This is a genomic window from Tolypothrix sp. FACHB-123 (assembly GCF_014697075.1).
In the GTDB taxonomy this organism is placed as follows: Bacteria; Cyanobacteriota; Cyanobacteriia; order Cyanobacteriales; family Nostocaceae; genus Aulosira.
This window is the reverse complement of the sequence record NZ_JACJRE010000022.1, coordinates 25183-49300: the sequence shown is the minus strand read 5'-3', so window position 1 is coordinate 49300 and position 24118 is coordinate 25183. Positions and strand designations below refer to the sequence as shown.

The following is a 24118-nucleotide window of genomic DNA, read 5'->3' as shown; positions in this document are numbered from 1 at the left end:
GGGGGATAAATCATGATTGTGCAAAGATATAGTAATTCTACTAGCACGGAAACACCTTTATAGTTAAATTAAAGGCTATAAAGAGTAGCCTTTGTTGAGAATGAATCGATTTCCTCCACAATTAACACAGCTGCACGAGTGGATTTTGCAGGAAACTCGACTTGGTCGCATGTGTGGCTCTCCCGAAAGATTTCGCGATCGCTATGAAATTCTCCAAGTTTTGGGTAGAGGTGGCTTTGGGATTACCTTTTTAGCTAAAAATGCTGTATTACCTGGTAAGCCCTTGTGTGTAATTAAACAACTTTGCCCCAAGGTTACTAGTATCAAAAGTTGGGAAAGAGCCTGTCAGAGGTTTAAAAAAGAAGCAAAAGCTTTGGGTGAACTAGGTAATCATCCTCAAATCCCCATGTTATTAGACTACTTTGAAGTCAAAGGAGAGTTTTATTTAGTTCAAGAATATGTGCGTGGTTCTACTTTGGCGCGTGAGATAAAAAAAACTGGCCTCAAAAATGAAGCCACAGTTAGAAAATTTTTGCAGGAATTATTACCAGTCTTAAAATATATTCATCAACATGGCACGATCCATCGCGATATCAAGCCACATAACTTGTTGCGTTGTGAAGACGATGGGCGAATTGTACTGATTGATTTCGGTGCAGTGAAACAGGAATTAGTTAACGCTGGTCAAAACTCAATCCATCGCCATGCTACGACTAATTTTGTCGGCACAATGGGATATGCACCACCAGAACAGTTTTCTTTAAATTCAGTCTATGCAAGTGATATTTATGCTTTGGGGGTGACTTGTCTTTACTTACTGACTGGTAAAAGCCCTTTAGAATTTTCTTACGATCAGAATACTGGTGAGATTTGTTGGCAACAGGAAGTAAATGTGAGTGAGAGTTTTGCCCTGATTTTGGGCAAAATGGTGAAAATTCCTGTAAAAGAGCGGTTTAAGTCGGCGCAGGATGTGCTGAGAGCATTGGAAATAGAAAGCTATGTACCGACTTTGACTAACTGTTTAACTACCCAACCACCTAGAAGTCATACTCACAAAAAACCAGAACTTGCTCAAGGCTACCTGACACCAGCGCAAAAAACTGCGATCGCAATTCGCGAATGGAAAGCGAAACTTAATAAGAAATAAGGGCATGGGGCATGGGTGATGGGACATTTAACCCGGGTGTGGCTACAGATACTAAGTCTGCCTGTAGGAATTATGAAAAAGCAAGCTTTTTAGCCCACGCAGGTGGGCTTTGTTCATATAGTCTCAAGCATTGGTTCCTGAAGGCTTTTAGGATTTGAAAATACGCCATATTCCCTATTTTCCAGCCATCACCGTATAGGCATCATTAATTTCTTCCCCATGCCCAATGCCCAATGCCCAATGCCCAATGCCCCATGCCCCATGCCCTTTAGTTACATTTTTCACAGATTTGAAAATCTGATTATTATATCATCAAGAAATAATTATTTTAGCTCTTGTAATTTTCCTCAATTAGGGGAAAATTGACTATAATCTACAAACGCTGACTATCTTAAGTAAATCCCCGTTTCCAACACAGGGATAATCTACCATCAGTAAACAAGAGCTAGTTTAAAACTAGGGAAATTGCGGATAAAACTTAGCATAATTTGTCATGCAGTAGCGCCTATCATCTCATGATCTGCTGCTTAAATCCTGATTGCTCAAATCCACTAAATTCCGATGAAAATAAGTTTTGCCAAGCCTGTAATACCCCACTCTCAGGACTGTTAAGAAATCGCTTCCGTGTTATTCGCGTCCTTTCGGATGAGGGGGGATTTGGTAGAACTTATTTATCACAAGATGTAGATAAACTACACGAACGCTGCGTAGTCAAACAATTAGCTCCAAAGTTTCAAGGAACTTGGTCGCAAAAAAAGGCGATGGAGTTATTTGCTGAAGAAGCTAAACGACTACAACAACTCGGAGAACATCCGCAAATTCCGACTTTATTAGCTTATTTTGAACAAGACCATTGTCTGTATTTAGTACAACAATTTATCAATGGTCAGAATTTGTTAATGGAGTTGCAGCATGGTAAAACCTATAAGGATAAGGATATTCACGCACTGTTGCTGGATTTATTACCTATCCTCAAATTTATTCACGATCGCGGCGTGATTCACCGAGATCTTAAGCCAGAAAATATTATCCGCCGTCACAGTGATGGACGTTTATGTTTAATTGATTTTGGTTCTTCTAAGCAATTAACAGCCAGAGTCCAAAATAAAATTGGTACTTCGATTGGTTCTCATGGTTACTCCCCTATTGAACAAATTCGCGATGGTAAAGCTTATCCAGCTAGCGATTTGTTTGGTTTGGGAACTACTTGCTTTCATTTACTGACGGGAATTTCTCCATTTCAGTTGTGGACAGAACATGGCTATTCTTGGGTAACAAATTGGCGGCAATATTTGCGTAAACCTTTAAATTCAGAATTGGATCGGGTCATGGATAAGCTGTTACAAAAAGATATCCATAAGCGTTATCAATCTACTGATGAAGTTATCCAAAATTTGTCACAAAAACCACAAAGACGGGTGTTACCTGTAGTTAAATTTTCGGCTAAAACACCAAAAACCCAGACACAATATTTACCTAAGAAATATAATTTCTTGAGACTACTGATTTTGACTTCTTCTGTACTTTTGTTATTTGGATTTGGTGACTTTTGGTATAAACCATTTCTCGAACTGCACAGTAGTTTATTGTCTCGCCTGAGTCAACAACATAATCGTCCTCGGAATACGGAGGCTGTTTTGACTCAGCAGTCAAAAACATCTAGATCATTAGAGAAAATTTCTTTAGCCAATACCCTATCAGGACAGGAAAATGGGGTTTTATCTGTGGCGATTAGTCGTGATGGTCGGTTGTTAGCTAGTAATAGCGATCGCATAATTAAAGTTTGGCATCTCGCCACAGGTAAAGTAATCTCTAACTTCAAGGGTCATTCCCAAAGAGTGAATGCAGTCATTATCAGCCCCAATGGCAAAAAATTAGTCAGTGGTAGTGATGACAGTACCATCAAAGTTTGGAATTTGGCGACAGGTAAAGTAATTCGCACCTTAACGGGACATTCTGACTCAATTCATGCTTTAACTATTAGCCCCGATGGTAAAACCTTGATCAGTGGTAGTGATGACAACACTATCAAAGTTTGGAATTTAACTACAGGAAGAGAAATTTATACATTGCAGGGACATAAATTCTGGGTGCGTTCCATAGCTATTAGTCCAGATGGGAAAATTCTGGCTAGCGGTAGTTTTGATAAAACTATCAAATTGTGGAATTTAGATAAAGGATACATAATTCGCACCCTCAGAGGAGATAACAAAACGATTACCTCTTTAGCTATGAGTCCTGATGGTCAAACTTTAGCTAGTGCAAACCGCGATCTGACAATTAAACTGTGGAATATCACTACAGGTATGGAAATTCGGACACTAGTAGGTCATGATAATACAGTCACGTCTTTAGCCATTAGCCCAGATGGAAAAAGCCTTGCTAGCGGTAGCCGCGATCGCACAATTAAAGTATGGAATTTAACTACAGGCGCAGAAATTGCCACTTTAGTTGCCCATAGCAATACAGTAACATCTCTTAACTTTAGCCCAGATGGTAAAACCCTCATCAGTGGTAGTGAGGACAACACTATTAAGATTTGGCAACTGTCGAGATAGATAAAGTTGAGTAACTATATATAATAATAATTTAATATAATATTCAGTAATTTTATCGATGTGCTTGCTATGTTATTGTGCAGCATTCAGGCAGTACTACTGGGAGATCTGCGATGTCTGTAAATCTCACTAACTCAAAACTTAAAGTCTTAACAACCACAGCTTTCCTGGTGTTAGGATTTGGCATGTCTTCGCAAGTTCCCTTAGCTGCCAGCAGTGGTAATGCGGATACCAATGAACGAGTATCAGAAATCTTAAATCTCAATGAGAATTCTGGTTCAGTCAAAGATGTAGCCATTAGTCCCGATGGTAACACGCTTGCTAGCGTCAGCACAGATAACACAATCAAATTGTGGAATTTGAATACTGGGCAAAAACTCCGTACATTAACAGGTCACAGCAATTGGGTGAATTCTATAGCTTTTAGCCCGGATGGCAGTATCCTCGCTAGCGGCAGTATAGACAAAACTATCAAACTGTGGAATCTATCTACAGGAAAAGAAATTCATACCCTCAAAGGTCATAAACTTTCGGTACAGTCTGTAGCCTTCAGCCCCGATGGCAATACTCTAGCTAGTGGTGGTTGGGATCAGACAATCAAATTATGGAATGTGACCACAGGAGAAACCATCAACACCATAGAGGGGGAATGTGATATTATCAATTCCCTAGCCTTTAGCCCAGACGGCAATACTCTTGTTAGCACTAATCATTTTGAAAAGAAAATAAAAATCTGGGATTTATCTAATGGCACAGTTATACATAGCCTGGGAGGCCATAGTGATGTCGTTAATGCGATCGCTATCAGTCCCAATGGCAAAACCATCGCCAGTGCAAGCTGGGATGGCACGATTAAACTTTGGAACTTGCGCACAGGGCGAGAACTCAGTACCCTCAAGGCAGATGCCAAAAGAGTTTGGTCTATAGCTTTCAGTCCTGATGGTCAAACCCTTGTCAGTGGTGGTTGGGATAACACTGTCAAACTTTGGAATGTCCCGCAAAGAAAAGAAATCCGCACTTTCACAGGACATACCAATAAAATTTGGGCTGTCGCCTTCAACCCCAATGGCAAAACCATTGTCAGTGCAGGTAAGGATCGCAATATTAAAGTTTGGCCAGTTGTGCAGTGAAATTTAGATGAGGGACAAGGAAGACAAGGGAGATAAATAATATATTTTCCCATGCCCCATGCCCCATGCCCCATGCCCAATGCCCAAATTAATACAAAGTCAATCTGTATCTACCCTTTTCTTGCGGATTAGCAGAGGTCACTACCACATAATAAGTATCATCTTCTGGTAATCTAGCGCGATCAATCAGGGCACTGAATTTACCATCATTAGCATTATCCGCAGCAATAATTTTACCTTGAGAATTTAATAAGACTACGTAAGGAGAAAATTCTTCAAATACACTGTCTGCACGAATACTAACTAGCTGATTTTTTTTGCCCTCAAACCTGGAAATATCGTAAGGGCTTTTATTTTGTTTTAAAGTCAGACTTTGGGCAGTTAGTTCGGCAGATTCGTCTAAAGCATAGCTGGCGCGATCGTTTCTCAGTGCTAAACTATAGCGACCTGTATCGCCGGGATTGCGACTAGTGACGGCGATGGTATAAGTGCCGTCAACAGGTAGTCTGACAAAAACAAATGCATCTTTAATTCCATTGGTTGCCTGTGTACTGCCTCGCTTGACAATGACGTTATTATCAGGGTCAAGCAGAAACATATAAGGATTGAGACTGAGATTATTTGATCGACGTGTATCAGTACTCCCACCAAGCCTAATTTGCACTAGTTGATTTGCTCTGCCCTCAAATTGGTAGAAGTGATGATATCTACCTTGAGATTGGAAATCGCCTTTGCTGAGAATACCGAAGGCAAAATCTACAAAATTTATTGGCTTGTAATTCAGATTTGCAGGTACAGAGATAGGTGAACCTGGACGAGTTGGCTGGTTACCTGTACGTGGTGTAGTTCTTGGTTGATACCGTCCTGACTCTGGACGAGGAGAAGCATTATTTACAGGTTGGGATGGTGCGGCTGGTTTCGGTTGGGGTGCTGTATTTACAGGTTGTGATGGTGCTGCGGGTTTTGGTTGGGGTGCTGTATTTACAGGTTGGGATGGTGCTGCGGGTTTTGGTTGGGGTGCTGTATTTACAGGTTGGGATGGCGCTGCGGGTTTTGGTTGGGGTGCTGCATTTGTAGTTGTAGGCGGTACACGGGGCGGTAGAGGTGAATCTATTGATTCGCGGCGTTGCGGTGCTACAGGTGTTTGAGATGTGGGAATTTGCTCAATTCCTTGTTCTACAGCTTCTGGTTGTCTTTCATCAGGTGGTTTGGCAATGATGAATTTTCGCAGGTTAGGCATTTCTAAAGCATTGATAGGCAGAGAATAAGTACCTATCAAAAAACTGTTAGTAATTGCCAACACGATCGCTAATTTAGCCCGAAAGCTGGGTTTTTGAGATTTTTTTACTAGCATCATCTCACTCCTCTAAATATATATCTACAGCAAGATGCGATCGCTGTGCCAAAGTCTTAAACTTACGCAGTTTTTTTACCCTGAATTATTAAAAGTACATAGTTAATTCTCAATTAACACCATAAGCATGGAAGATGCTATCAGCGATCGCTCTTTTAGGAAGTTATTTTTAATTTTAAATTGTTGAGTTACCTATAGATTAATTTACGAATGCAAAATAATCATTATCGGCAACTTTATAGCAAAATTATGTGTCATGAATTAATATATACACAAACTGCATATGGATTCCCAGTATGCGCTGCTGTCTGAATCCCGATTGTCTTAGCCCTGTAAACCCTGACAATAAAAAGGTTTGCCAAAGTTGCAATACACCATTGATAGAACTTTTACGAGGTCGCTATCGTGTCATAAAAGTTATTTCTGATGAAGGCGGATTTGGTAGAACCTATCTAGCGGAAGATGTGGATAAACTTAATGAATGGTGTGTAGTTAAACAATTTGCACCCAAAATTCAGGGAACTTCCGCATTAAAAAAAGCTGTAGAACTTTTCCAAGAAGAAGCTAAACAACTGCAAAAGTTAGGAGAACATCCACAAATTCCCACGCTTTTAGCTTACTTTGAACAAGACAATTATTTGTTTTTAGTACAGCAATATATTGATGGTCAAAATTTGCTTCAAGAATTACGCCGAGGTGTAATTTATGATGAAAATAAAATCATCCAACTTTTGTTAGATTTACTTCCCATTCTCAAATTTATCCACGAGCGCGGAGTCATTCACCGCGATATCAAGCCCCAAAATATTATTCGCCGTCAAAGCGATGGGCGATTAGTTTTAATTGATTTTGGCTCTTCTAAGCAGCTCACAGCAACCGTACATACGCAAATCGGCACAACTATAGGTTCGCATGGTTATACTCCGATGGAACAAATGCAAGATGGAAAAGCTTTTCCATCGAGCGATTTATTTAGTTTAGGTGCAACTTGCTTTCATTTATTGACGAAGATTCGCCCATCCCAACTATTGATGCAAAAAGGCTATGCTTGGGTCAACTCTTGGCAACAATATGTCAATAACGAGCGCAGCCATGAAGTCCGCACCGATGTCAATTTAGATCGGGTACTCAACAAACTATTAACTACAGATATTCAGAAACGCTATCAATCTGCGGATGAAGTCATCAAAGATTTGACACCGCAAAATCTATTAGCAGCATCTCTACCTACGGTAATTTCTGGCTCCTCAATTACCCAAAAACCAAATTTGCAAAAATCTTGGTTAATTGGTGCAGGAATTTTATTAATCCTATTAGGAGGAATTGGTTATTTACACTCGCGCTCACAACCAGCGATTAGATTTTCCGATCCTCGTCAACCAATAAATACCACAGATAATTCCCAGCAACCCAACACCCTTAAAGGACATGCTAGCGATGTCAATTCTGTCGCCTTTGCCAAGGATGGGAAAATATTAGCAAGTGGTAGTGATGACAATACAATCAAACTGTGGAATTTAGCATCGAAAACAGAAATCCGCACTCTCAAAGGACATTCTCAATGGATTTGGACTGTCGCCTTTAGTCCTGATGGCAAAACCTTAGCTAGTGGTAGTGCAGATAGAAATATCAAATTATGGAATGTCTCAACTGGGGAGGAAATTCGGACATTAAAAGGACATAAAGATGGAATCGCATCTGTAGCTTTTAGTCCTGATGGCAATATTTTAGCCACTGCTAGCTTAGACAAAACAATTAAACTTTGGGATATCTCAACCGGACAAGTAATTCGCACATTAACGGGACATAATAAGGCAGTTTCTGCTATTACTTTCAGCCCCGATGGGCAGACCATAGCTAGTGGAAGTTGGGATAATAAAATTAAACTGTGGAATGTAGCAACCGGAAAAGAAATTCGTACTTTTAGCGGCCATGCTCAATTAATTTTGACTGTGGCTTTTAGCCCCGATGGTATGACTATTGCTAGTGGTAGTAAAGATAAAACTATTAAATTGTGGAATTTGGTAACAGGAGAAACAATGCGGACGTTACAAGGTCATGATGACAAAGTTAATTCTGTTGTCTATTTACCTAAAGTAATAGCTAGCAAAACATTAAATAATGTCAGTCTTGTCAGTGGTAGTAATGATAATACAATTAAACTTTGGGATACAAAAACTGGAAAAGAAATTCGGACTTTAAAGCGAGATTCTGGTTATATTTATGCTGTAGCTACTAGTCCTGATGGTCAGACTATTGCTAGTGGTGGTAGTGCGGAGAATATTATCAAGATTTGGCATTTATCGGATTAAAAGCAAATAATTTTATAGGGGCACAAACATGTTGTGCCCCTATAATTATCTGTACCTCACCCAGTAGCAATCTGCTGTATTAATGTGAACTATAGCTATAAGCTGTGTACACATCACGACGGGTGCTATGAGATGGATCTAACCCTTCATTGCGAGAACGACGACGCAAATCGCCAACATCTGGTGTAATGTTAAAAGCATCTTCAATACTAATTTGACCAGTTAGCATCAATTCACAAAGGGCATCATTCATAACTTTCATACCCTCTCTGCTGCTAGCTTCCATCAAGTCATAGGCTTCTGCTTCTTCACCTTTGAGCAGGTAATCTTGCATTGTCGGTGTATTGAGCAAAATTTCCATTGCGGCTGTACGTCCACCATCGGTTGTGGTGAGCAAATTTTGATTAATCACAGCCACTAAGGAATCGACAATTTGCACCCGCATGATTGGTTGTTCATCAGGCTGATAGAGGTTGAGTAAGCGATTAATTGAGCGAATACTGTCTTGCGAGTGGAGAGTACCCAATACTAAGTGACCAGTTTGTGCGGCTTTGAGGGCAGTATCGACAGTCACGCGATCGCGCATTTCTCCGATTAAAATTACATCTGGATCTTCCCGTAATACTGACCGCAAAGCTTCATGAAATTCATTGGTATGCAAACCAACTTCCCGCTGGCTAATTAAGCAATTTTGGGATGTATGCACGTATTCAATGGGGTCTTCAATCGTGACAATATGTTTTTGGGCTGTTTCATTTAGATAGCGAATCATTGCCGCTATTGTCGTAGATTTTCCTGAGCCTGTCGGGCCTGTAACTAATACTAATCCTTGTTTTTTATTAATAATATTTTTCAGGATAGACGGTAAACCCAAGCTATCGATACTAGGAACATGCAAGGTAATTAACCGTAGTACTATGGCACCGCCAGTTAAGGTTTCAAAACAGTTGACGCGACAACGCAGAAATCCTGGATAAACTATTGCCGTATCCAGTTCTTTGGTGTTAGCAAACTGCTGTTTTCCTAAGGGAGTGAGAATCTCGTCTAAATATGCGGCAAAGATTTTTGGGGTGATTAATTCTCCTAATTCATATACTTCCATCTGTCCCCGAATCCGAAATCGCGGTAATTCTCCCACGCGAATGTGAATATCAGAGGCTTGCTGAATATAGGCATCGCGAACCATTTGCTGAATCGAGACTACCTTTTTTTGCGATTTGTATGGCACAGGTGGTGGTGGTGGTGGTGGTAGTTGCAGTGCGTTGTCCATATAATTTTTGCCATAGCAAGTATTAGCTAATAAGCAACGGTTAAACTTAGCTTGGACGATAAATTTTAAATTGCTGATGTTGAGATTTTTTTACTGCTGTTTCACGTTTTATATATGAGAAAAATCCAAGATATAAGATTGTTGCTGCAACAAACTATCCAGTTAATCCCAAACGAATAGATTAACTGATTTGCTTTAAGTCAACCGTAGACTTACTTAGATGATCTAATCTACTACCTGGGGAGAAAATATTTTTATTTTTGAAATTATCTTCATCAATTCTTTAGGTAAATACGGAAGTTTTATAAATTTTCGATATGGGTAAGCTAAAAAGGAAATTATGAAACTTACCACATCGATGATTAATTGGTTACAAAACCGCGCTTGTGCACCTGCATATAGCGGTGGGGTATTAGCAGGAGTTGCTATTTGTTTTTTTGGGGCTGCTGTTAACACAATGGCTGGGTGGTTGTACGCCATCAGCGGTATCAGTTTTGCTTTGTTGATTGTCGCTGCTATTTTACCGCCGCGATCGCTTATGGGTTTAACTGTCAAACGCCGTCGGATTAAGCCGATATCCGCAGGTGATGAATTAACTGTCGAAATAGAAATTCACAATCAAACTCAGCAGCCAGTGAACATGCTCAAAGTTGAGGATATATTACCTTTTGTTTTAAGTAAACCAGTCACCACAGCCATAGAAACTATTCCTCCCCAAAGCCATTATCGTTGGGTATACTATCAACCCACACAACGCCGGGGCGTCTATCGCTGGCAAAATGTTGAATTAGTTACTGGTGCGCCTTTAGGATTGTTTTGGTGTCGCCGTCAGCGTGAATGTCCAGCCACAGCAATTGTCTATCCTAGTGTGTTACCTCTGTCCTACTGCCCCCTAGTCGATGAAATGGGGCAAGAAGAAAGCTATACTAACCATCTGCGGGGTAAGCCTTTGCAAACAGAAACTAGTGGATTAGTGCGATCGCTACGTCCTTACCGAGTCGGCGATCCCATTCGTCTGATTCACTGGCGTAGCAGCGCCCGTTACGGGGAATTACGGGTACGAGAATTAGAAATAGTCACTAGCGGACAGGAAATAGTTATTGCCCTAGACAGTGCATCGCAATGGGAAACAGAAAACTTTGAACAAGCGGTAATTGCTGCCGCTTCATTATATTTTTATGCCCAACGCCAAAACATGCAAGTAAATCTATGGACAGCATTTACAGGTTTAATCAATGGCGATCTGACAGTTCAAGAAGCCTTAGCCGCTACCACAACCCAAGAAGATAGCAAAACTCCTTTACCTGAAGGCTACCCGGTAATTTGGTTGACACAAAATCCTGATAGTATTTCTGCTCTCAGTTCCGGAAGTCGCTGGATTTTGTGGCAAAATACTTCTTTACCCGCACAACCAGTAGCAGTCAATCAAAACTTCTCTGGCATTATGGTGCAAAGCGACCAAGCACTACAACCCCAATTACAAAAACCATTGGTTTGATGAAAGATTTACAGTTGAATGTGTGCGATATTTCAATATGTTTCTAAAAATTAACTCTTGTTGATAACTGCAATTTTTTTTGTTCCCAGTAATCCAGACATATCAGCCTTTAAGCAAACCTAAGACAAATTTCCTGTCTGAGGTTGGGGAAATATCCCAGCAATAGCCCTCTAAGGCTGATGTACAATGCAAAGAAATGTTTAAATTATGAGCAGCCGATTCCATGATCTCACCAGAAGTTAACACAATATCCAGCGATAAAAGCCTAGAGGCAATGCGGCATTTTTCCGAACAATACGCTAAGCGTACTGGAACATACTTCTGTTCTGAACCTTCTGTGACAGCAGTAGTGATCGAAGGGCTAGCCAAACATAAAGATGAACTGGGATCACCATTATGTCCCTGTCGTCACTACGAAGATAAAGAAGCTGAGGTCAATGCTGCGTATTGGAACTGTCCTTGTGTACCGATGCGAGAACGTAAAGAATGCCATTGTATGCTGTTTTTAACTCCAGATAACGAGTTTGCCGGTGAAAAACAAGAAATCACCATAGAAACAATCAAAGAAGTACGAGAAAGTATGGCATGAGTGAGACCATGCCCCAAGAGTTTTGGCTAGGTGTAGAACAGTTCAATTCTGCACAGTTCTATGCCTGTCACGATACTCTAGAAGCTTTGTGGATTGAAGCCAGCGAACCAGAAAAAAGCTTCTATCAAGGGATTTTACAAATTGCTGTAGCGCTTTATCATTTAAGTAATCAAAACTGGCGAGGTGCTGTAATTCTCCTAGGAGAAGGCAGTAACCGTCTGCGTCGCTATCCAGGGAATTATGCAGGCATTGATTTAGAAGCGCTATTAACCCAGACTGTAGACTTATTACAAGCATTACAGAAAACCGGCCCGGGTAAGACTGGTGCTGATGACTCAGGTGAAGCTGACACCTTACCCTTACCCAGAATTGAACTAATTAATGACCAGTAATTAGCCTTAGGGGTGCAGGCTGACTATGATATCAACTTGCAAAACAATCCCCCGAATTTATTCGGGGGATTAAATATCATGATTAATAAGTAGTCAGTAGCTCAACTACTGACTAAACTAATGCCCATCTAAAATTGCATCAATAAGCTAATGCGCATCTAAATTGCACAACTACTAATAAGGGCTGTTAACTGTTGTACGGGCGGGTGTAGGGGCGGGTTCACCGATATCCGCGTTGAGCAACAAAGATCTAAATAAACCCGCCCCTACTGTCAACGCTCAACAGCCTTTACGACGGATTGTGCAACTTAAAAGCAGAATAGCTTACTAATAAAGGCTGTCAACGGTCAACTGTCAACGGTCAACAGCCGAATGGCACTAAGATAACGCCAAACCCATTACCTATAAGGCTTTTGGGTGTGGGGTGTCGGGTGTCGGGTGTAGTGTTCGCGTAGCGTGCCGTAGGCAAGAAGGAAAATATTTATGTTCGTACTCGATATTTGGTTTTCTTAATTTCCCCCTACACCCAACACCCTGCCCCCAACACCCTACCCAGACGAGCTTTCAGCTTTTCTTAGTGCCATTCGGTCAACAACCCTCAAAGGATAGCTTTACCGCCCTAGTGTCATCTTTTGCGCCATTTCTAAGTGCTGTTTCACAACCGGTGCAATTCCACTGGCAAAAACTCTCAAATCAGCATCTAATCCTGTTTGTAAATAATTTTGATATTCAGCCAAAGTTTTTTGGTGTGCTTGAGTCTGTAATTGCATGTAAGCTTGGTCAAAATTACTACCAGATAAACCTTGGAGCTTGGTTAATAAAGCTTGATTTTGGGAATCCAGTTCTGTTGGGAGAGTCACACCTTTAGCTTGCGCGATCGCAGCTAGTTTTTGGCTGGAAGCTGTATGATGTTTAATCATTTGCTGGGCAAAGTTACGCACAGCTGTGTTTTGTGATTTTTGTAGTGCTAGCTGACTGGTTTGAATCTCAGTTAAATCACTTTGCGCTGCTTGGTTAATGAATTCTACATCCGTTGTGGTTAATGGAGTATTAGAATTCATGGGTTGTGGGCTAGCTGTGGGATTTGCAGTCGGCGTACTATTTTGATTCAAAACATTGCGATTTGAATTGTTTTGACCCTGATGATTGCAGTTAGCTTGGGCTAATACTGGCAGACTCAAGAAGGCGCTGGCGCTAGCTATTCCAACAAAGGTGGTAATAACCTTTTTCAAACTTTTTGTTTGATATAGCATATTCATTGATTGATATTGTTTGGTTTGAATCTGGAAACAATCTTGGCGATCCCCAATCAAACCTGCCTGGGGTAAATTTGGGAAAAAATTTTTGGCAGTATTTGCGGCAGGTGCAATTTATGTTGATTTCTGATGACAAAGGTAGCTACTGAAGCGAGGGCAAAACTTCTACCAGAGGAATAGGCTTTAATTCTCTCTGGGGAGAGACTGTAAAGTTACAAAGAATATTTCTGAAAAACTTGACTAGATTTGACCATACAGCTAATTATGGAAAAATAGCCTTGACCCATGCCTTCGGCAAAGGATAGCCTTGTGTACAAAGAATATTAATATACTGAAAATTAATAAAGTATTTTTGTGCTGACTGATTAAATATTACCTATGCTAAAAACAAAACCATTTCAGACTGAACCTGTAGTCATTGCGGCGGTGGCTGAGTATTTCAAGGTGCTATCCGAGGTAAGTAGGTTACAGATATTGATCTGTCTCAAGTCAGGCCCGATGAATGTGATGGAAATTGCGGATGCAACTGGTTTAGGACAGGCAAATTTATCTAAGCATCTAAAAGTGTTGACTCAAGCTGGAGTTTTATCTCGTCAGCCCAAAGGGACTAGTGCTTTTTACGAGATTACCGATCCGATGATTTTTGAACTTTGTGAGATAGCTTGTAACCGGATTAGCGATCGCATTCTACAACAGGCAGAAAGCTTAAAAGCTATACGTAGCAATACAGCAGTATTTTAATAAAAAAGCACCCTCACAAAAAGGGTGCGATCGCTATGAACCAGAGGAGAGATCGAGAAGTTACCAACTAGCTGGCGATGGTTGGTGCTGTCAGCGCAATTGGTTGAGCCTCACCACAGGCTAAATCTAAAGGGAAGTTGTGCGCATTACGTTCATGCATCACCTCAATTCCTAAGTTGGCTCGATTGAGTAAGTCAGCCCAGGTGGGAATTGTCCGTCCTTCGCTATCCAACACAGAGTTATTGAAGTTAAAGCCATTCAAGTTAAATGACATGGTGCTAACACCCAAGGCTGCAAACCAAATCCCAATTACAGGCCAAGCCGCAAGGAAGAAATGCAACGCCCGGGAGTTATTAAAGCTGGCATATTGGAAGATTAACCGTCCAAAATAACCATGTGCGGCGATGATGTTATAGGTTTCTTCTTCTTGTCCAAATTGATATCCAGTATTTGCAGATTCAATTTCTGTTGTTTCCCGCACCAGGGTAGAAGTAACTAGAGAACCGTGCATTGCGGAAAATAAAGCACCGCCAAATACCCCTGCAACACCCAGCATGTGGAACGGATGCATGAGAATGTTATGTTCTGGTGAGAACACAATCATAAAGTTAAAGGTTCCGGAAATCCCCAGCATCATCCCATCAGAAAAGCTACCTTGCCCAATCGGATAGATTAACAATACAGCTGTGGCTGCTGCCGCTGGTGCAGAAAATGCCACAGGAATCCAAGGACGCATTCCTAAGCGATAGCTGAGTTCCCATTGCCGACCCATATAGGCATAGACGGCAATGAGAAAGTGGAAAATAATCATTTCGTAAGGGCCGCCATTGTAAAGCCATTCATCTAAAGAAGCGGCTTCCCAAATCGGGTAGAAGTGCAAGCCAATGGCGGCTGAAGTTGGAACTACAGTTGCAGTAATAATGTTATTGCCATAGAGCAATGAACCGGTTACAGGTTCCCGAATACCATCAACATCAACTGGAGGTGCAGCAACAAACGCCAAAACGAAAACAATCGCGGCTGTCAAAGCTGTGGGAATTAAAATGACTCCAAACCAGCCCACATATAACCGATTTTCCGTACTGGTGACCCAGTTACAAAACCGATCCCATAACCCAGCGCTTCTGCGCTTTTCAAGAATTGTTGTCATTGTTTAATGAGTGCAAATGTATTGGTTAAATATTGCGCCGCAAGTTACCCTGCGCATAAACAATATATAACCATAAAGTTATATAGCTTGCAAGCTTATAAACAGTAATTTCCTGGATATTTTTTTGAGAGGTGCGATCGCAGTCTGGAAAAGATTGTTAATTGTAGCCTTGCAGCCTGGATTTCAACGACACATTGCCAAACCAATTGAACCCGAACAATTAGTGAAAGTCATTGTTCAGGTTTCAGAAAAAAGCTAAGGCTATGGAGGTTAGCGGACTCGAACCGCTGACATCCTGCTTGCAAAGCAGGCGCTCTACCAACTGAGCTAAACCCCCGTAAAATTAAAGATGTAGGTAATTAAGCTATCTCTACAATACTACCTGAATATAGTCACTTTAGAAACGGAATGAAGCAAGAAAATCTCTTAGTGGTGGCAACACTTTATAAATTCGTCAGTTTGCCAGATTTTGCACAAATGCGAGACCCTTGGTTGTCTTACTGTCAACAGCAAGGTATTAAGGGCACAATTTTGTTAGCCCAAGAAGGCATTAACGGTACAATTGTTGGTTCTCGTCAAGCTGTTGACTCAGTTTTAGAATTTCTGCGTTCCGATTCTCGTTTGGCAGACTTAGAACACAAAGAGTCTTATACGGAAACTCCGCCGTTTGAGCGGATGAAGGTGCGGTTGAAGTCAGAAATTGTCACTTTAGGTTTGCCGGAAGTTGACCCAAATCAACAAGTGGGTACTTATGTCAGCCCAAAAGAATGGAATAAGTTAATTTCCGATCCAGAAGTAATTGTGATTGACACCCGCAATGATTATGAGGTGAATATTGGTACTTTCAAGAAAGCACAAAATCCTCAAACGCACTCATTTCGCGAATTTCCCGATTATATCAGCCAAAACCTTGACCCCAGTAAACACAAAAAGATAGCCATGTTTTGTACTGGTGGTATCCGCTGTGAAAAAGCCTCATCTTATATGCTTTCACAAGGCTTTGCCGAAGTTTATCACCTCAAAGGAGGTATTCTCAAATATTTAGAAGAAGTTCCCGCCGCAGAAAGCTTATGGGAAGGAGAATGCTTTGTCTTTGATGAACGAGTGGCTGTGCGTCACGGTTTAGAAGCCGGTAGCTATGAGATGTGTCAAGGTTGTGGTCGCCCAATTTCTGCGGCAGATAAAGCTTCACCTCAGTATGAGTCAGGTATTTCTTGCCCCTACTGTTTTGACAGCCTTACTGAAGAAAAAAGAGTACGTCAGCAGGAAAAAAGGCGACAGTTTCTCCTTAAAAGTAACCGCAAAAATAAATAATTACAAGGGATGGGGAATTGGGTATTGGGCATGGGGCGTGGGGCATTGGGCATGGGGCATTGGGCATGGGGCACTTGTACTGAGCGAAGTCGAAGTATTGGGCATTGGTTATTTCTTCCTTGTCCCCCTTCCTTTGTCCCTAGTTATACCAATTCACAAAATTATTGATACAAATCTTCCTCTGCTCCTCTGCTTCCTCTGCTTGCCCATATGTATCATTTTTAAAATGAAATGGTATTACTAGGCTGCTTGGGGATTGAGGTTAATCATCTTCCAGGTGGTATAAGTACCGATGGGACTCCAAAGCAGGTAGGGAACTAATAATAAAGCTGCCCAACCAGAAGTAGTCAAAACTGCAAGTGTTAGTAATAAACCAATAATGAAACCTGTACCGCCGAGAATTGTACCTATTTTGAGACTACGGAGGCGAAACATTACAGGTGTATAGGCAATAGTAACAATCTCTAGAAGTAGGTATAAAGCCATCATTACCCAAGTTGCGTCACTGCCTGGGTTTTTTTCCCAAATAATATAAGCTGACCAAGCACCACAGATAAAAATTACAGTCCAGATAATGGGAATGGCTCCTTCAAAGGTTAACCACCTGGGTCTTTGCAAGCGCTCAAACCACTTGCGATCGCTTGGCGTAATCAAATTAGCTGCTAAAGCAACTACGAAAGCTACGCCGCCAATTACCATCCAAGATCTAATCATGCTGCCCTATCCTTTGCGATCGCTAGCAACTATCAAAATTTCACACATTCAAGTCCAATATTGGCAATTTAGCCCTTTTATCTCATCATCCTTGAGTTTGATTACTCGCCTCATTCAGAGATATTTCCTCAGTCTATAAATGTTTAATTTTTCATCATCTTCCTTTGCTTGTGTTCATCCCACCCCTTGAAGAAGTGGGCAATCGAGCGCCGATTTTATGTAATTACCGCGTGGCAATTGTCACAAAAACCACATTTATTGTCAAGCGTAATTCGGCATAGTTGCGCATCATTTCTAGACAAGACCGCAAAATATTGCAGCTATGATTGCGGCTGGCGGTTAGTATCTAGTTGCGATTGTATTTCTCTGGATGTGGTAGTGGTTCTGTCTGGGGATGGGGGTATGGGACAAGCTAGTAGACATATTCTTAGGGATTAGGGGAGGAGCTAATCACATGGAAAGTAATATGCAAACTCAATCAGAAACGAGAGCGATCGCACCAGGAATTCAAAGCATCGCTAATAATATTCGCTTCACAGGCTGGATCGCCTTTTGGATACAGTTGGGATTGGCTGTGGTTTCTGGCTTAACTTTGTTGTTTGCTGCTACTGGTCGAGGTTTTGCTGAGCAACAAATTGCAGGTCTTGGGGTGGGCGTGTTTTGGGCTGGATGTGGAATTCTCGTACTATTATTTAGCGTATATTGGGATTTTCGTTATACTCGCATCGGTAAGCGTTTAGGAAATCTCAATCCTGCCCTTCACCCTAGTAAAGCAGATACTGTTAAAGCAATTCGCTGGGGAATTATCGCCGCTTTAATTGGCATACTTTTAAATCTCTTAGGCGCTGGTTTTACGATAGGAGTGTTAGTCGCAAAATCTATATCCCAGCCTCCCGGCGTAGCTTTCACCGATCCTTATAAAATTATTCGTGCCCTTGATGTATTTGTAGCAGTAGCAAACATCAATGGAATTGCGGCTCATTTTGTTGGTACAGTTTCTTCGCTATGGCTACTTGAGCGGGTAAATCAACATTAAAAAAGGGTTTGAAACAATCCCCAAAAATCAATTCTTCTCTTCTACCCTTTACCACTGAGCAAAGTCGAACACTAAGCGAAGTCGAAGTGTTCCCTCTGCTTTTCTTCAGCCTTAGTATAAGAAATGCTCTTTCAGGAACTTGTAGTTACAATTAATCATCCTAAAAATCACAGTTCCTGAGAAAATCAACACTCATGCCAGCGCCTAAGCCTGAATATAAATTACCTGCATTTATCTGCTTATTTTTATTAGGAGTAACTCTAACTCAAGCATTCAGACCGGGAATTTTTAACTCTAATGGTAAAAGTAATACTTCTCAAGTAGTTGCCCAAACTTCACCCAAACCAGCACCTCAAGTAATTGTGCAAGCTGGGGAAGTACGTCCTTTACCTGGAAAGCTGGATAATATTCCTGTATTTAATAGCAATAGCCCAGAATGGGTCAAAAATGAGGGGATTTTACTTTCCACATTTCCCCCAAATGGCAAAAAAGTCCCAGCAGCACATCTGAATTTTCCGTTTCAGGGACGCTTTGATTTATTTGCGCACCACTATACCCATACCCCTAAGGATTTACAGACTCTTTACTTGGGCGTAATGTTGCATAATCCTGGTAAAAAACCTGTGACAGTGGATGTTTTACAAGCAGCGAGTTATTTACTCAAGGATGCGCCTTTTGTCACCTTAGCGCCCTACATCGAAAATAATGATGGGAAAGCTTTCTCTGGGCCTGGTGCGCGTGCTGTGAGTGATGTGTTGCGGGGAGTTCGTCAAGCTGAGTTTCCTGCAAAATTGATTATTCCACCGGGACAAAGCCGATTATTACTCAATCATGGCATTGAGGTGAGAAATTTAGAAAAACCTGTCAATGGTCGCTCTACTTTTATGCGGTTGCGTAGTAGTAATAAAGTTTATGCCGCTAGTTTAGCAATGTATGCCAAGAAAAATCCTGATGGGAGCGAACGCTCTCCCACTTTAGCCGAATGGCAAGCTTTACTCAATAATGGTAACTTCGCTGGCCCTAGAGATAAAACTCCTACTCCGCCCAATGCTACCAGCGGTGCGCTAATTTATGGGCGTGTAGCAGGTGTTTCTAGTGGTTCGCAATGGCAAGCTTTACTTACAGATAATGCCAAAGCGCAAACTCTGACTATTCCCCAGCGCGGTCAGGCGATTTCTTATGCTATAGATACTTTACGCGGCGGTCAATTGGGTAGCGGACAAATCCAAACGGCAAAGATGTTAGTACGCTATCCAGATACAGCCTATGAAGCTCATGGTAATTATGGGGTGGAATATAATCTCAGCTTACCTTTAAATAATCCCAGCAAAGAAACACAGACAGTCACCGTCACCTTGGAAACACCGTTAAAAGAAGATAAATTATCCCAAGGTGGTATCCGCTTTCGCAAACCATCCTTAGATTTTCCCTTTTTCCGTGGTACTGTGCGGCTGCGCTATACTGACGAGCGCGGGCAACAAAAAACGCGCTATGTACATTTATGGCACAGGACAGGTCAGGTTTTAGAGCCTTTGTTAAAGCTAACGCTACCACCTGGAAGTCAACGCAGGGTGCAGGTAGATTTGATTTATCCACCAGATTCCACACCACCACAGGTGTTAAGTGTTAGAACTGTTGAATGAATCTCTGGCGCAGCTGAATTAAGGGATTTCCAAATAAAAAATATACCAATTATTAACTTACCAAGCCAGTAATTCTCAGGGACGGGGACACCCCGCCCCTACAATTTGGGATAATTCATTTTTTGGAGTTACCCAAAACAGGTATTGTTTTATAAATTAAATCAAATTCCTATATATTATTGTCCAGAAATTGCTTTTATTCTTATTGTGAAACTTAATATTTATATAAAGAGTTAAAAATAAAACTAAGCGATTTTTAATTAATGCAAAAAACAATTATTATTTTGACGAAATATCAACAATTCAAATTTTCGTTAACACACAACAATATTGCACCGCTAAGCTGGTACTTGATTTACCGAAAATAAGCTGTATCTTTAATCTAGGCGACTTTTGAGTGTTAGCCTAGAGCTAGTATCAATTTAAAATAATTGCTATAGCTTTTAGGTTTTAGATTGAATACCAAAATACCAATCCTCAATACCGACGATTTCTGAAGTCAGGGATGAGAATCGCTTAGTGCCGATACGGGAGGTAACCAAAATCATAATGCGCTCCTGGTTCAATAGTATACTCTTATCTAGCCTGCGGACTCGTCTGGTACTACTCGTCCTTCTAGCCGTGGTGCCGGCATTAGGGCTAATTCTTTACACGGCTTCGGAACAAAGACGCAGCGCTATATTAGAGACGCAAGAAAATACATTACGGTTAGTGAGATTAGCAGCTACTAACCAAAAGCAGGTAGTTGATACAACTCGTCAGATTCTCACAATATTGGGGCAATTACCTGTGATCCGTCAGGGTAAATCAGTAGAGTGCGATCGCTTACTTGCAGATCTGTTACAGCAGTATCCTACCTACGCCAACTTTGCTGTAATTGATGTCCAAGGCAACAAGATTTGTAGTGCCCTTTATAACACAGATTCTGTTAACTTAGCAGATCGCCCTTATTTCCAAAATGTGTTGCAAACTCGCAAATTTGAAATTGGTGAATATCAAATCGATCGCTTTACGAAAAAAGCAACGGTTAACTTTGCTTACCCGATTTTAGACCAGAAGCAACGAGTTCAAAATGTAGTCATCGCAGTTGTCGATTTAGATCAGTTGAATAAGTTAGCAGCACAAGTAAAGTTACCTCCCGAAGCATTACTGAGTGTAGTTGATGACCAGGGTAAGCTTTTAGTTCGCTATCCCGAACCGCAGAATTGGGTAGGGAAATCTTTACCAGAAGCAGCTTTTTATGAAATGAAACAGGCTCAAGGTGAGGGGACATACGAATCGATTAGCTTGGATGGTATCCCTCGCCTCTTTGCTTTTACCCCACTAGGTGATAATCCACTCAAGCCAGATGCTTACATTAGAGTTGGTATTCCCCTATCTACTATTTTGGCGCAGCAAGATAGGCTGTTAGTTCGCAATTTGCTGGGGTTAGGTGCTGTTACTACCTTGGCGTTAATTGCGGCTTGGGTAGGTGGCGATGTTTTTTTGATTCGCCAGGTGAAATTGCTCGTGCAAACAGCCGAGAAATTGGGTAAAGGTGAACTGAATACACGCACCAGACTATCCCATAAGATGGGGGAAATCGGTCAACTTGGCCGTGCTATTGACGAGATGGCAGCAGCATTAGAAACTCGTGAAGTAGCGATCGCTTCTTTGAACCAAGACTTGAAAACTCTGTTTGAGCTAACTCCTATCAGTATTCTCATCGCTCAAGATCCAGAATTTAAACAAGTAAAAGCCAACCCAGCATTCGCTCAAATTTTAGGTATATCCCCGGAAATTAATGTTTCCTACACCCCAGTTAATATACAGCCTCCAGCTTACAAAGTATTACGGGATGGACAGGAACTGACAGCAGACGAATTTCCCCTGCGTTATGCAGCCATTCATAAAGTAGAAATCAAAGGTACAGAGCTGGATATCGTCCGTGCTGATGGTACTATATTTAACTTGTTTGGTTATGCAGCTCCCTTACTGGATGAGCAAGGTAACGCGAGAGGTTCGGTAGCTGCGTTTTTAGATATTAGCGATCGCAAGCGGACAGAGGAACATACCAATCAGTTAATGCTGCAAATCCAGAACCAGGCGAATGTATTACAAGCCATTCTCTCTGCTTCCGTCGATCATATTTATATTTTCGATTTGCTTGGTCGCTATCAATATGTTAGTGATGGTGGTGCAGCTATCATGGGCTGCAAACCTGAGGATCTTGTGGGTAAGATTTGGCAAGAACTTAGTTTACCCCTAACCGTTGCGGAAACGATGAATCGGCTGGATACTCAACGTGCAGTAGTTATGAGGACAGGACAACCCCTCACCGCTGAGGCTGAATATCCGACACCAGACGGAATACATTACTATGAATACATTCTGGCTCCTCTGCAAACTCCAAAGCAGATAATTGCGGGTGTAATTGCAGTTTCTCGCGATATTACCGATCGCCAGCGGACAGATCAAGCACTCAGAGAGAGCGAGCAAAGGCTAAGATTGGCGCAGAGAGCAGCCAAAATTGGCACCTGGGAATGGAATGTGAGAACGGGAAAAATATCATGGTCAGAGGGGATCTGGGATATTTTGGGCTTAGAGCGCAATATTGAAGAACCTAGCATCAAGTCTTGGACAGATTTTATTCATCCTGACGATCGCCAACGCACATTGCAAACTGTGGAAAATTTGTTTGCTCAAGGTGATGAATACTACGACGAATTCCGCATCGTCCGCAATGATGGTGCTATGGTCTGGCTGTCATCTAAAGGGCGAATTATCCGGAGTGTAGATGGGGAAGTCGAGCGGTTTTTAGGTGTCAATATTGATATCAGCGAACGCAAGCAAGCAGAACAGGAGCGCGAACAATTATTACTGCGGGAGCAGAGAGCTAGGGAAGCAGCAGAATCCGCAAACCGAATTAAAGATGAATTTCTCGCAGTCTTGTCTCATGAACTGCGTACGCCTTTAAATCCAATTCTGGGCTGGACAAAGCTGCTGCGGAATGGCAAATTGGATGATGCTAAAAAAGCGATCGCCCTAGAGACAATCGAGCGCAATGCTAAATTGCAAACTCAACTAATTGGCGACTTATTAGATATTTCCCGGATTCTGCAAGGGAAATTGACACTAAATATTTGTCCGGTTGATTTAGCAGCCACCATTGAGGCGGCGAAGGAAACAGTACGTTTGGCGGCGGAAGCTAAATCAATTCAACTTCATACAGAAATTGTTTCCCCTGTCAAGCATTTCCTGGGTGATTCTAGTCGTTTGCAACAGGTAGTGTGGAATTTGCTCTCCAATGCAGTTAAGTTCACCCCCCCAGGTGGACAAGTGAACATCAAACTAGAGTCTGTTGGTAGCGAAGCTCAAATTCAAGTCAGCGATTCTGGTAAAGGAATTAGCCGAGAGTTTCTACCTTACGTATTTGAGACATTTCGTCAAGCAGATAGCGCCACCACCCGCCAGTTTGGTGGTTTAGGGTTAGGATTAGCGATCGTGCGTCACATTGTCGAAATGCATGGTGGTACAGTTCATGCAGACAGTCCTGGAGAAGGACAGGGAGCTACCTTTACAGTCAAATTACCGCTTTTAGTAGCCACAACAGCCCAAAAACCCCAGGAAATTCCACCAGAAAATACATTAGATTTTACTGGAGTCCGCATACTAGTAGTGGATGACGATGTAGATACCAGGGATTTACTGAGTTTTATTCTGCAACAACATGGTGCTGAAGTCACCGCAGCAGCATCAGCAGCCGCAGCCTTAGCAGAGTTGAAACATTCACAACCCCACATTCTGCTGTGCGACATCGCCATGCCGGAAATAGATGGGTATACATTGATACGAGAAATTAGAACTATGGCAATAGAGCAAGGCGGTAAAATTCCCGCGATCGCGCTGACAGCATTTGCAGGTGAGTTGAACCAACAACAGGCTTTAGCGGCGGGTTTTCAAAAGCACCTAGCCAAACCAGTAGAATCTGATGAATTAGTGCAAGCGATCGCCAGACTTCTGAAAAAATAATTA

Annotated in this window: 18 protein-coding genes and 1 tRNA gene; 13 read left to right on the top strand and 6 right to left on the bottom strand. The window is 41.6% G+C overall.

Annotation, left to right across the window (positions count from 1 at the left end):
* Nucleotides 1–100 precede the first annotated feature (100 nt).
* From H6G41_RS16175 to H6G41_RS16165, 3 genes are all read left to right on the top strand, one after another.
* Nucleotides 101–1147: a serine/threonine-protein kinase gene (locus tag H6G41_RS16175; protein ID WP_190747207.1), complete on the top strand. Its 1047-nt coding sequence runs from the start codon at nt 101–103 to the stop codon at nt 1145–1147.
* A gap of 515 nt (nt 1148–1662) precedes the next feature.
* Entirely contained in the window at nt 1663–3705 is a 2043-nt protein-coding gene (locus H6G41_RS16170) for a serine/threonine-protein kinase (RefSeq protein WP_190747206.1), read from the top strand.
* Nucleotides 3706–3818: 113 nt separating this feature from the next.
* Nucleotides 3819–4835, top strand: a complete 1017-nt coding sequence (locus tag H6G41_RS16165; RefSeq protein ID WP_190747205.1) for a WD40 repeat domain-containing protein — start codon at nt 3819–3821, stop codon at nt 4833–4835.
* A gap of 88 nt (nt 4836–4923) precedes the next feature.
* On the opposite strand, the gene H6G41_RS16160 is transcribed toward H6G41_RS16165, so the two are convergent.
* Nucleotides 4924–6189, bottom strand: a complete 1266-nt coding sequence (locus H6G41_RS16160) for a PPC domain-containing protein (RefSeq protein ID WP_190747267.1) — start codon at nt 6187–6189, stop codon at nt 4924–4926.
* Nucleotides 6190–6485: 296 nt separating this feature from the next.
* Here H6G41_RS16160 and H6G41_RS16155 point away from each other — a divergent pair, with 296 nt between their 5' ends.
* Nucleotides 6486–8501 carry a serine/threonine-protein kinase gene (locus H6G41_RS16155; protein ID WP_190747204.1) on the top strand — a complete coding sequence of 672 codons (2016 nt, stop codon included), beginning with the start codon at nt 6486–6488 and terminating at the stop codon, nt 8499–8501.
* 79 nt (nt 8502–8580) lie between these two features.
* Here the strand turns inward: H6G41_RS16155 and H6G41_RS16150 are convergent, their stop codons facing one another.
* Nucleotides 8581–9771, bottom strand: a complete 1191-nt coding sequence (locus tag H6G41_RS16150; RefSeq protein ID WP_190747203.1) for a type IV pilus twitching motility protein PilT — start codon at nt 9769–9771, stop codon at nt 8581–8583.
* Between the two features lie 340 nt (nt 9772–10111).
* Here H6G41_RS16150 and H6G41_RS16145 point away from each other — a divergent pair, with 340 nt between their 5' ends.
* From H6G41_RS16145 to H6G41_RS16135, 3 genes are all read left to right on the top strand, one after another.
* Nucleotides 10112–11269 (top strand): DUF58 domain-containing protein, encoded by a 1158-nt coding sequence (locus H6G41_RS16145; protein ID WP_190747202.1) that lies wholly within the window; start codon nt 10112–10114, stop codon nt 11267–11269.
* Between the two features lie 223 nt (nt 11270–11492).
* Nucleotides 11493–11858 carry a ferredoxin thioredoxin reductase catalytic beta subunit gene (locus H6G41_RS16140; protein ID WP_190747201.1) on the top strand — a complete coding sequence of 122 codons (366 nt, stop codon included), beginning with the start codon at nt 11493–11495 and terminating at the stop codon, nt 11856–11858.
* Nucleotides 11855–12250 (top strand): DUF309 domain-containing protein, encoded by a 396-nt coding sequence (locus H6G41_RS16135; protein WP_190747200.1) that lies wholly within the window; start codon nt 11855–11857, stop codon nt 12248–12250. Before H6G41_RS16140 ends, H6G41_RS16135 begins: the two co-directional genes overlap by 4 nt.
* 611 nt (nt 12251–12861) lie before the next feature.
* On the opposite strand, the gene H6G41_RS16130 is transcribed toward H6G41_RS16135, so the two are convergent.
* Nucleotides 12862–13503 carry a DUF4142 domain-containing protein gene (locus tag H6G41_RS16130; protein ID WP_190747199.1) on the bottom strand — a complete coding sequence of 214 codons (642 nt, stop codon included), beginning with the start codon at nt 13501–13503 and terminating at the stop codon, nt 12862–12864.
* A 381-nt stretch (nt 13504–13884) separates the two neighbouring features.
* Here H6G41_RS16130 and H6G41_RS16125 point away from each other — a divergent pair, with 381 nt between their 5' ends.
* Complete coding sequence (locus tag H6G41_RS16125; RefSeq protein ID WP_190747198.1) at nt 13885–14247, top strand: helix-turn-helix transcriptional regulator; 363 nt, start codon at nt 13885–13887, stop codon at nt 14245–14247.
* A gap of 67 nt (nt 14248–14314) precedes the next feature.
* Here the strand turns inward: H6G41_RS16125 and psbA are convergent, their stop codons facing one another.
* Nucleotides 14315–15397 carry a photosystem II q(b) protein gene (gene psbA / locus H6G41_RS16120; RefSeq protein WP_190747197.1) on the bottom strand — a complete coding sequence of 361 codons (1083 nt, stop codon included), beginning with the start codon at nt 15395–15397 and terminating at the stop codon, nt 14315–14317.
* 264 nt (nt 15398–15661) lie between these two features.
* A tRNA-Ala gene (locus H6G41_RS16115) sits at nt 15662–15734 on the bottom strand.
* 71 nt (nt 15735–15805) lie between these two features.
* Between H6G41_RS16115 and H6G41_RS16110 the strand changes: the two genes are divergently transcribed.
* Entirely contained in the window at nt 15806–16711 is a 906-nt protein-coding gene (locus tag H6G41_RS16110) for a rhodanese-related sulfurtransferase (protein ID WP_190747196.1), read from the top strand.
* 240 nt (nt 16712–16951) lie between these two features.
* On the opposite strand, the gene H6G41_RS16105 is transcribed toward H6G41_RS16110, so the two are convergent.
* Complete coding sequence (locus H6G41_RS16105) at nt 16952–17425, bottom strand: TspO/MBR family protein (protein WP_190747195.1); 474 nt, start codon at nt 17423–17425, stop codon at nt 16952–16954.
* Here H6G41_RS16105 and H6G41_RS16100 point away from each other — a divergent pair.
* From H6G41_RS16100 to H6G41_RS16085, 4 genes are all read left to right on the top strand, one after another.
* Nucleotides 17424–17564, top strand: a complete 141-nt coding sequence (locus H6G41_RS16100; protein WP_190747194.1) for a hypothetical protein — start codon at nt 17424–17426, stop codon at nt 17562–17564. The genes H6G41_RS16105 and H6G41_RS16100 overlap by 2 nt on opposite strands.
* A 327-nt stretch (nt 17565–17891) precedes the next feature.
* A complete protein-coding gene (locus tag H6G41_RS16095) occupies nt 17892–18461 on the top strand; it encodes a DUF3611 family protein (RefSeq protein ID WP_190747266.1) in 570 nt (189 codons plus the stop codon).
* Nucleotides 18462–18655: 194 nt separating this feature from the next.
* On the top strand, nt 18656–20104 hold the full coding sequence (locus H6G41_RS16090; protein WP_190747193.1) for a DUF3370 domain-containing protein: 1449 nt from the start codon (nt 18656–18658) through the stop codon (nt 20102–20104).
* A 549-nt stretch (nt 20105–20653) separates the two neighbouring features.
* Nucleotides 20654–24115 (top strand): PAS domain S-box protein, encoded by a 3462-nt coding sequence (locus tag H6G41_RS16085; protein WP_190747192.1) that lies wholly within the window; start codon nt 20654–20656, stop codon nt 24113–24115.
* The last annotated feature ends 3 nt before the right edge of the window (nt 24116–24118 follow it).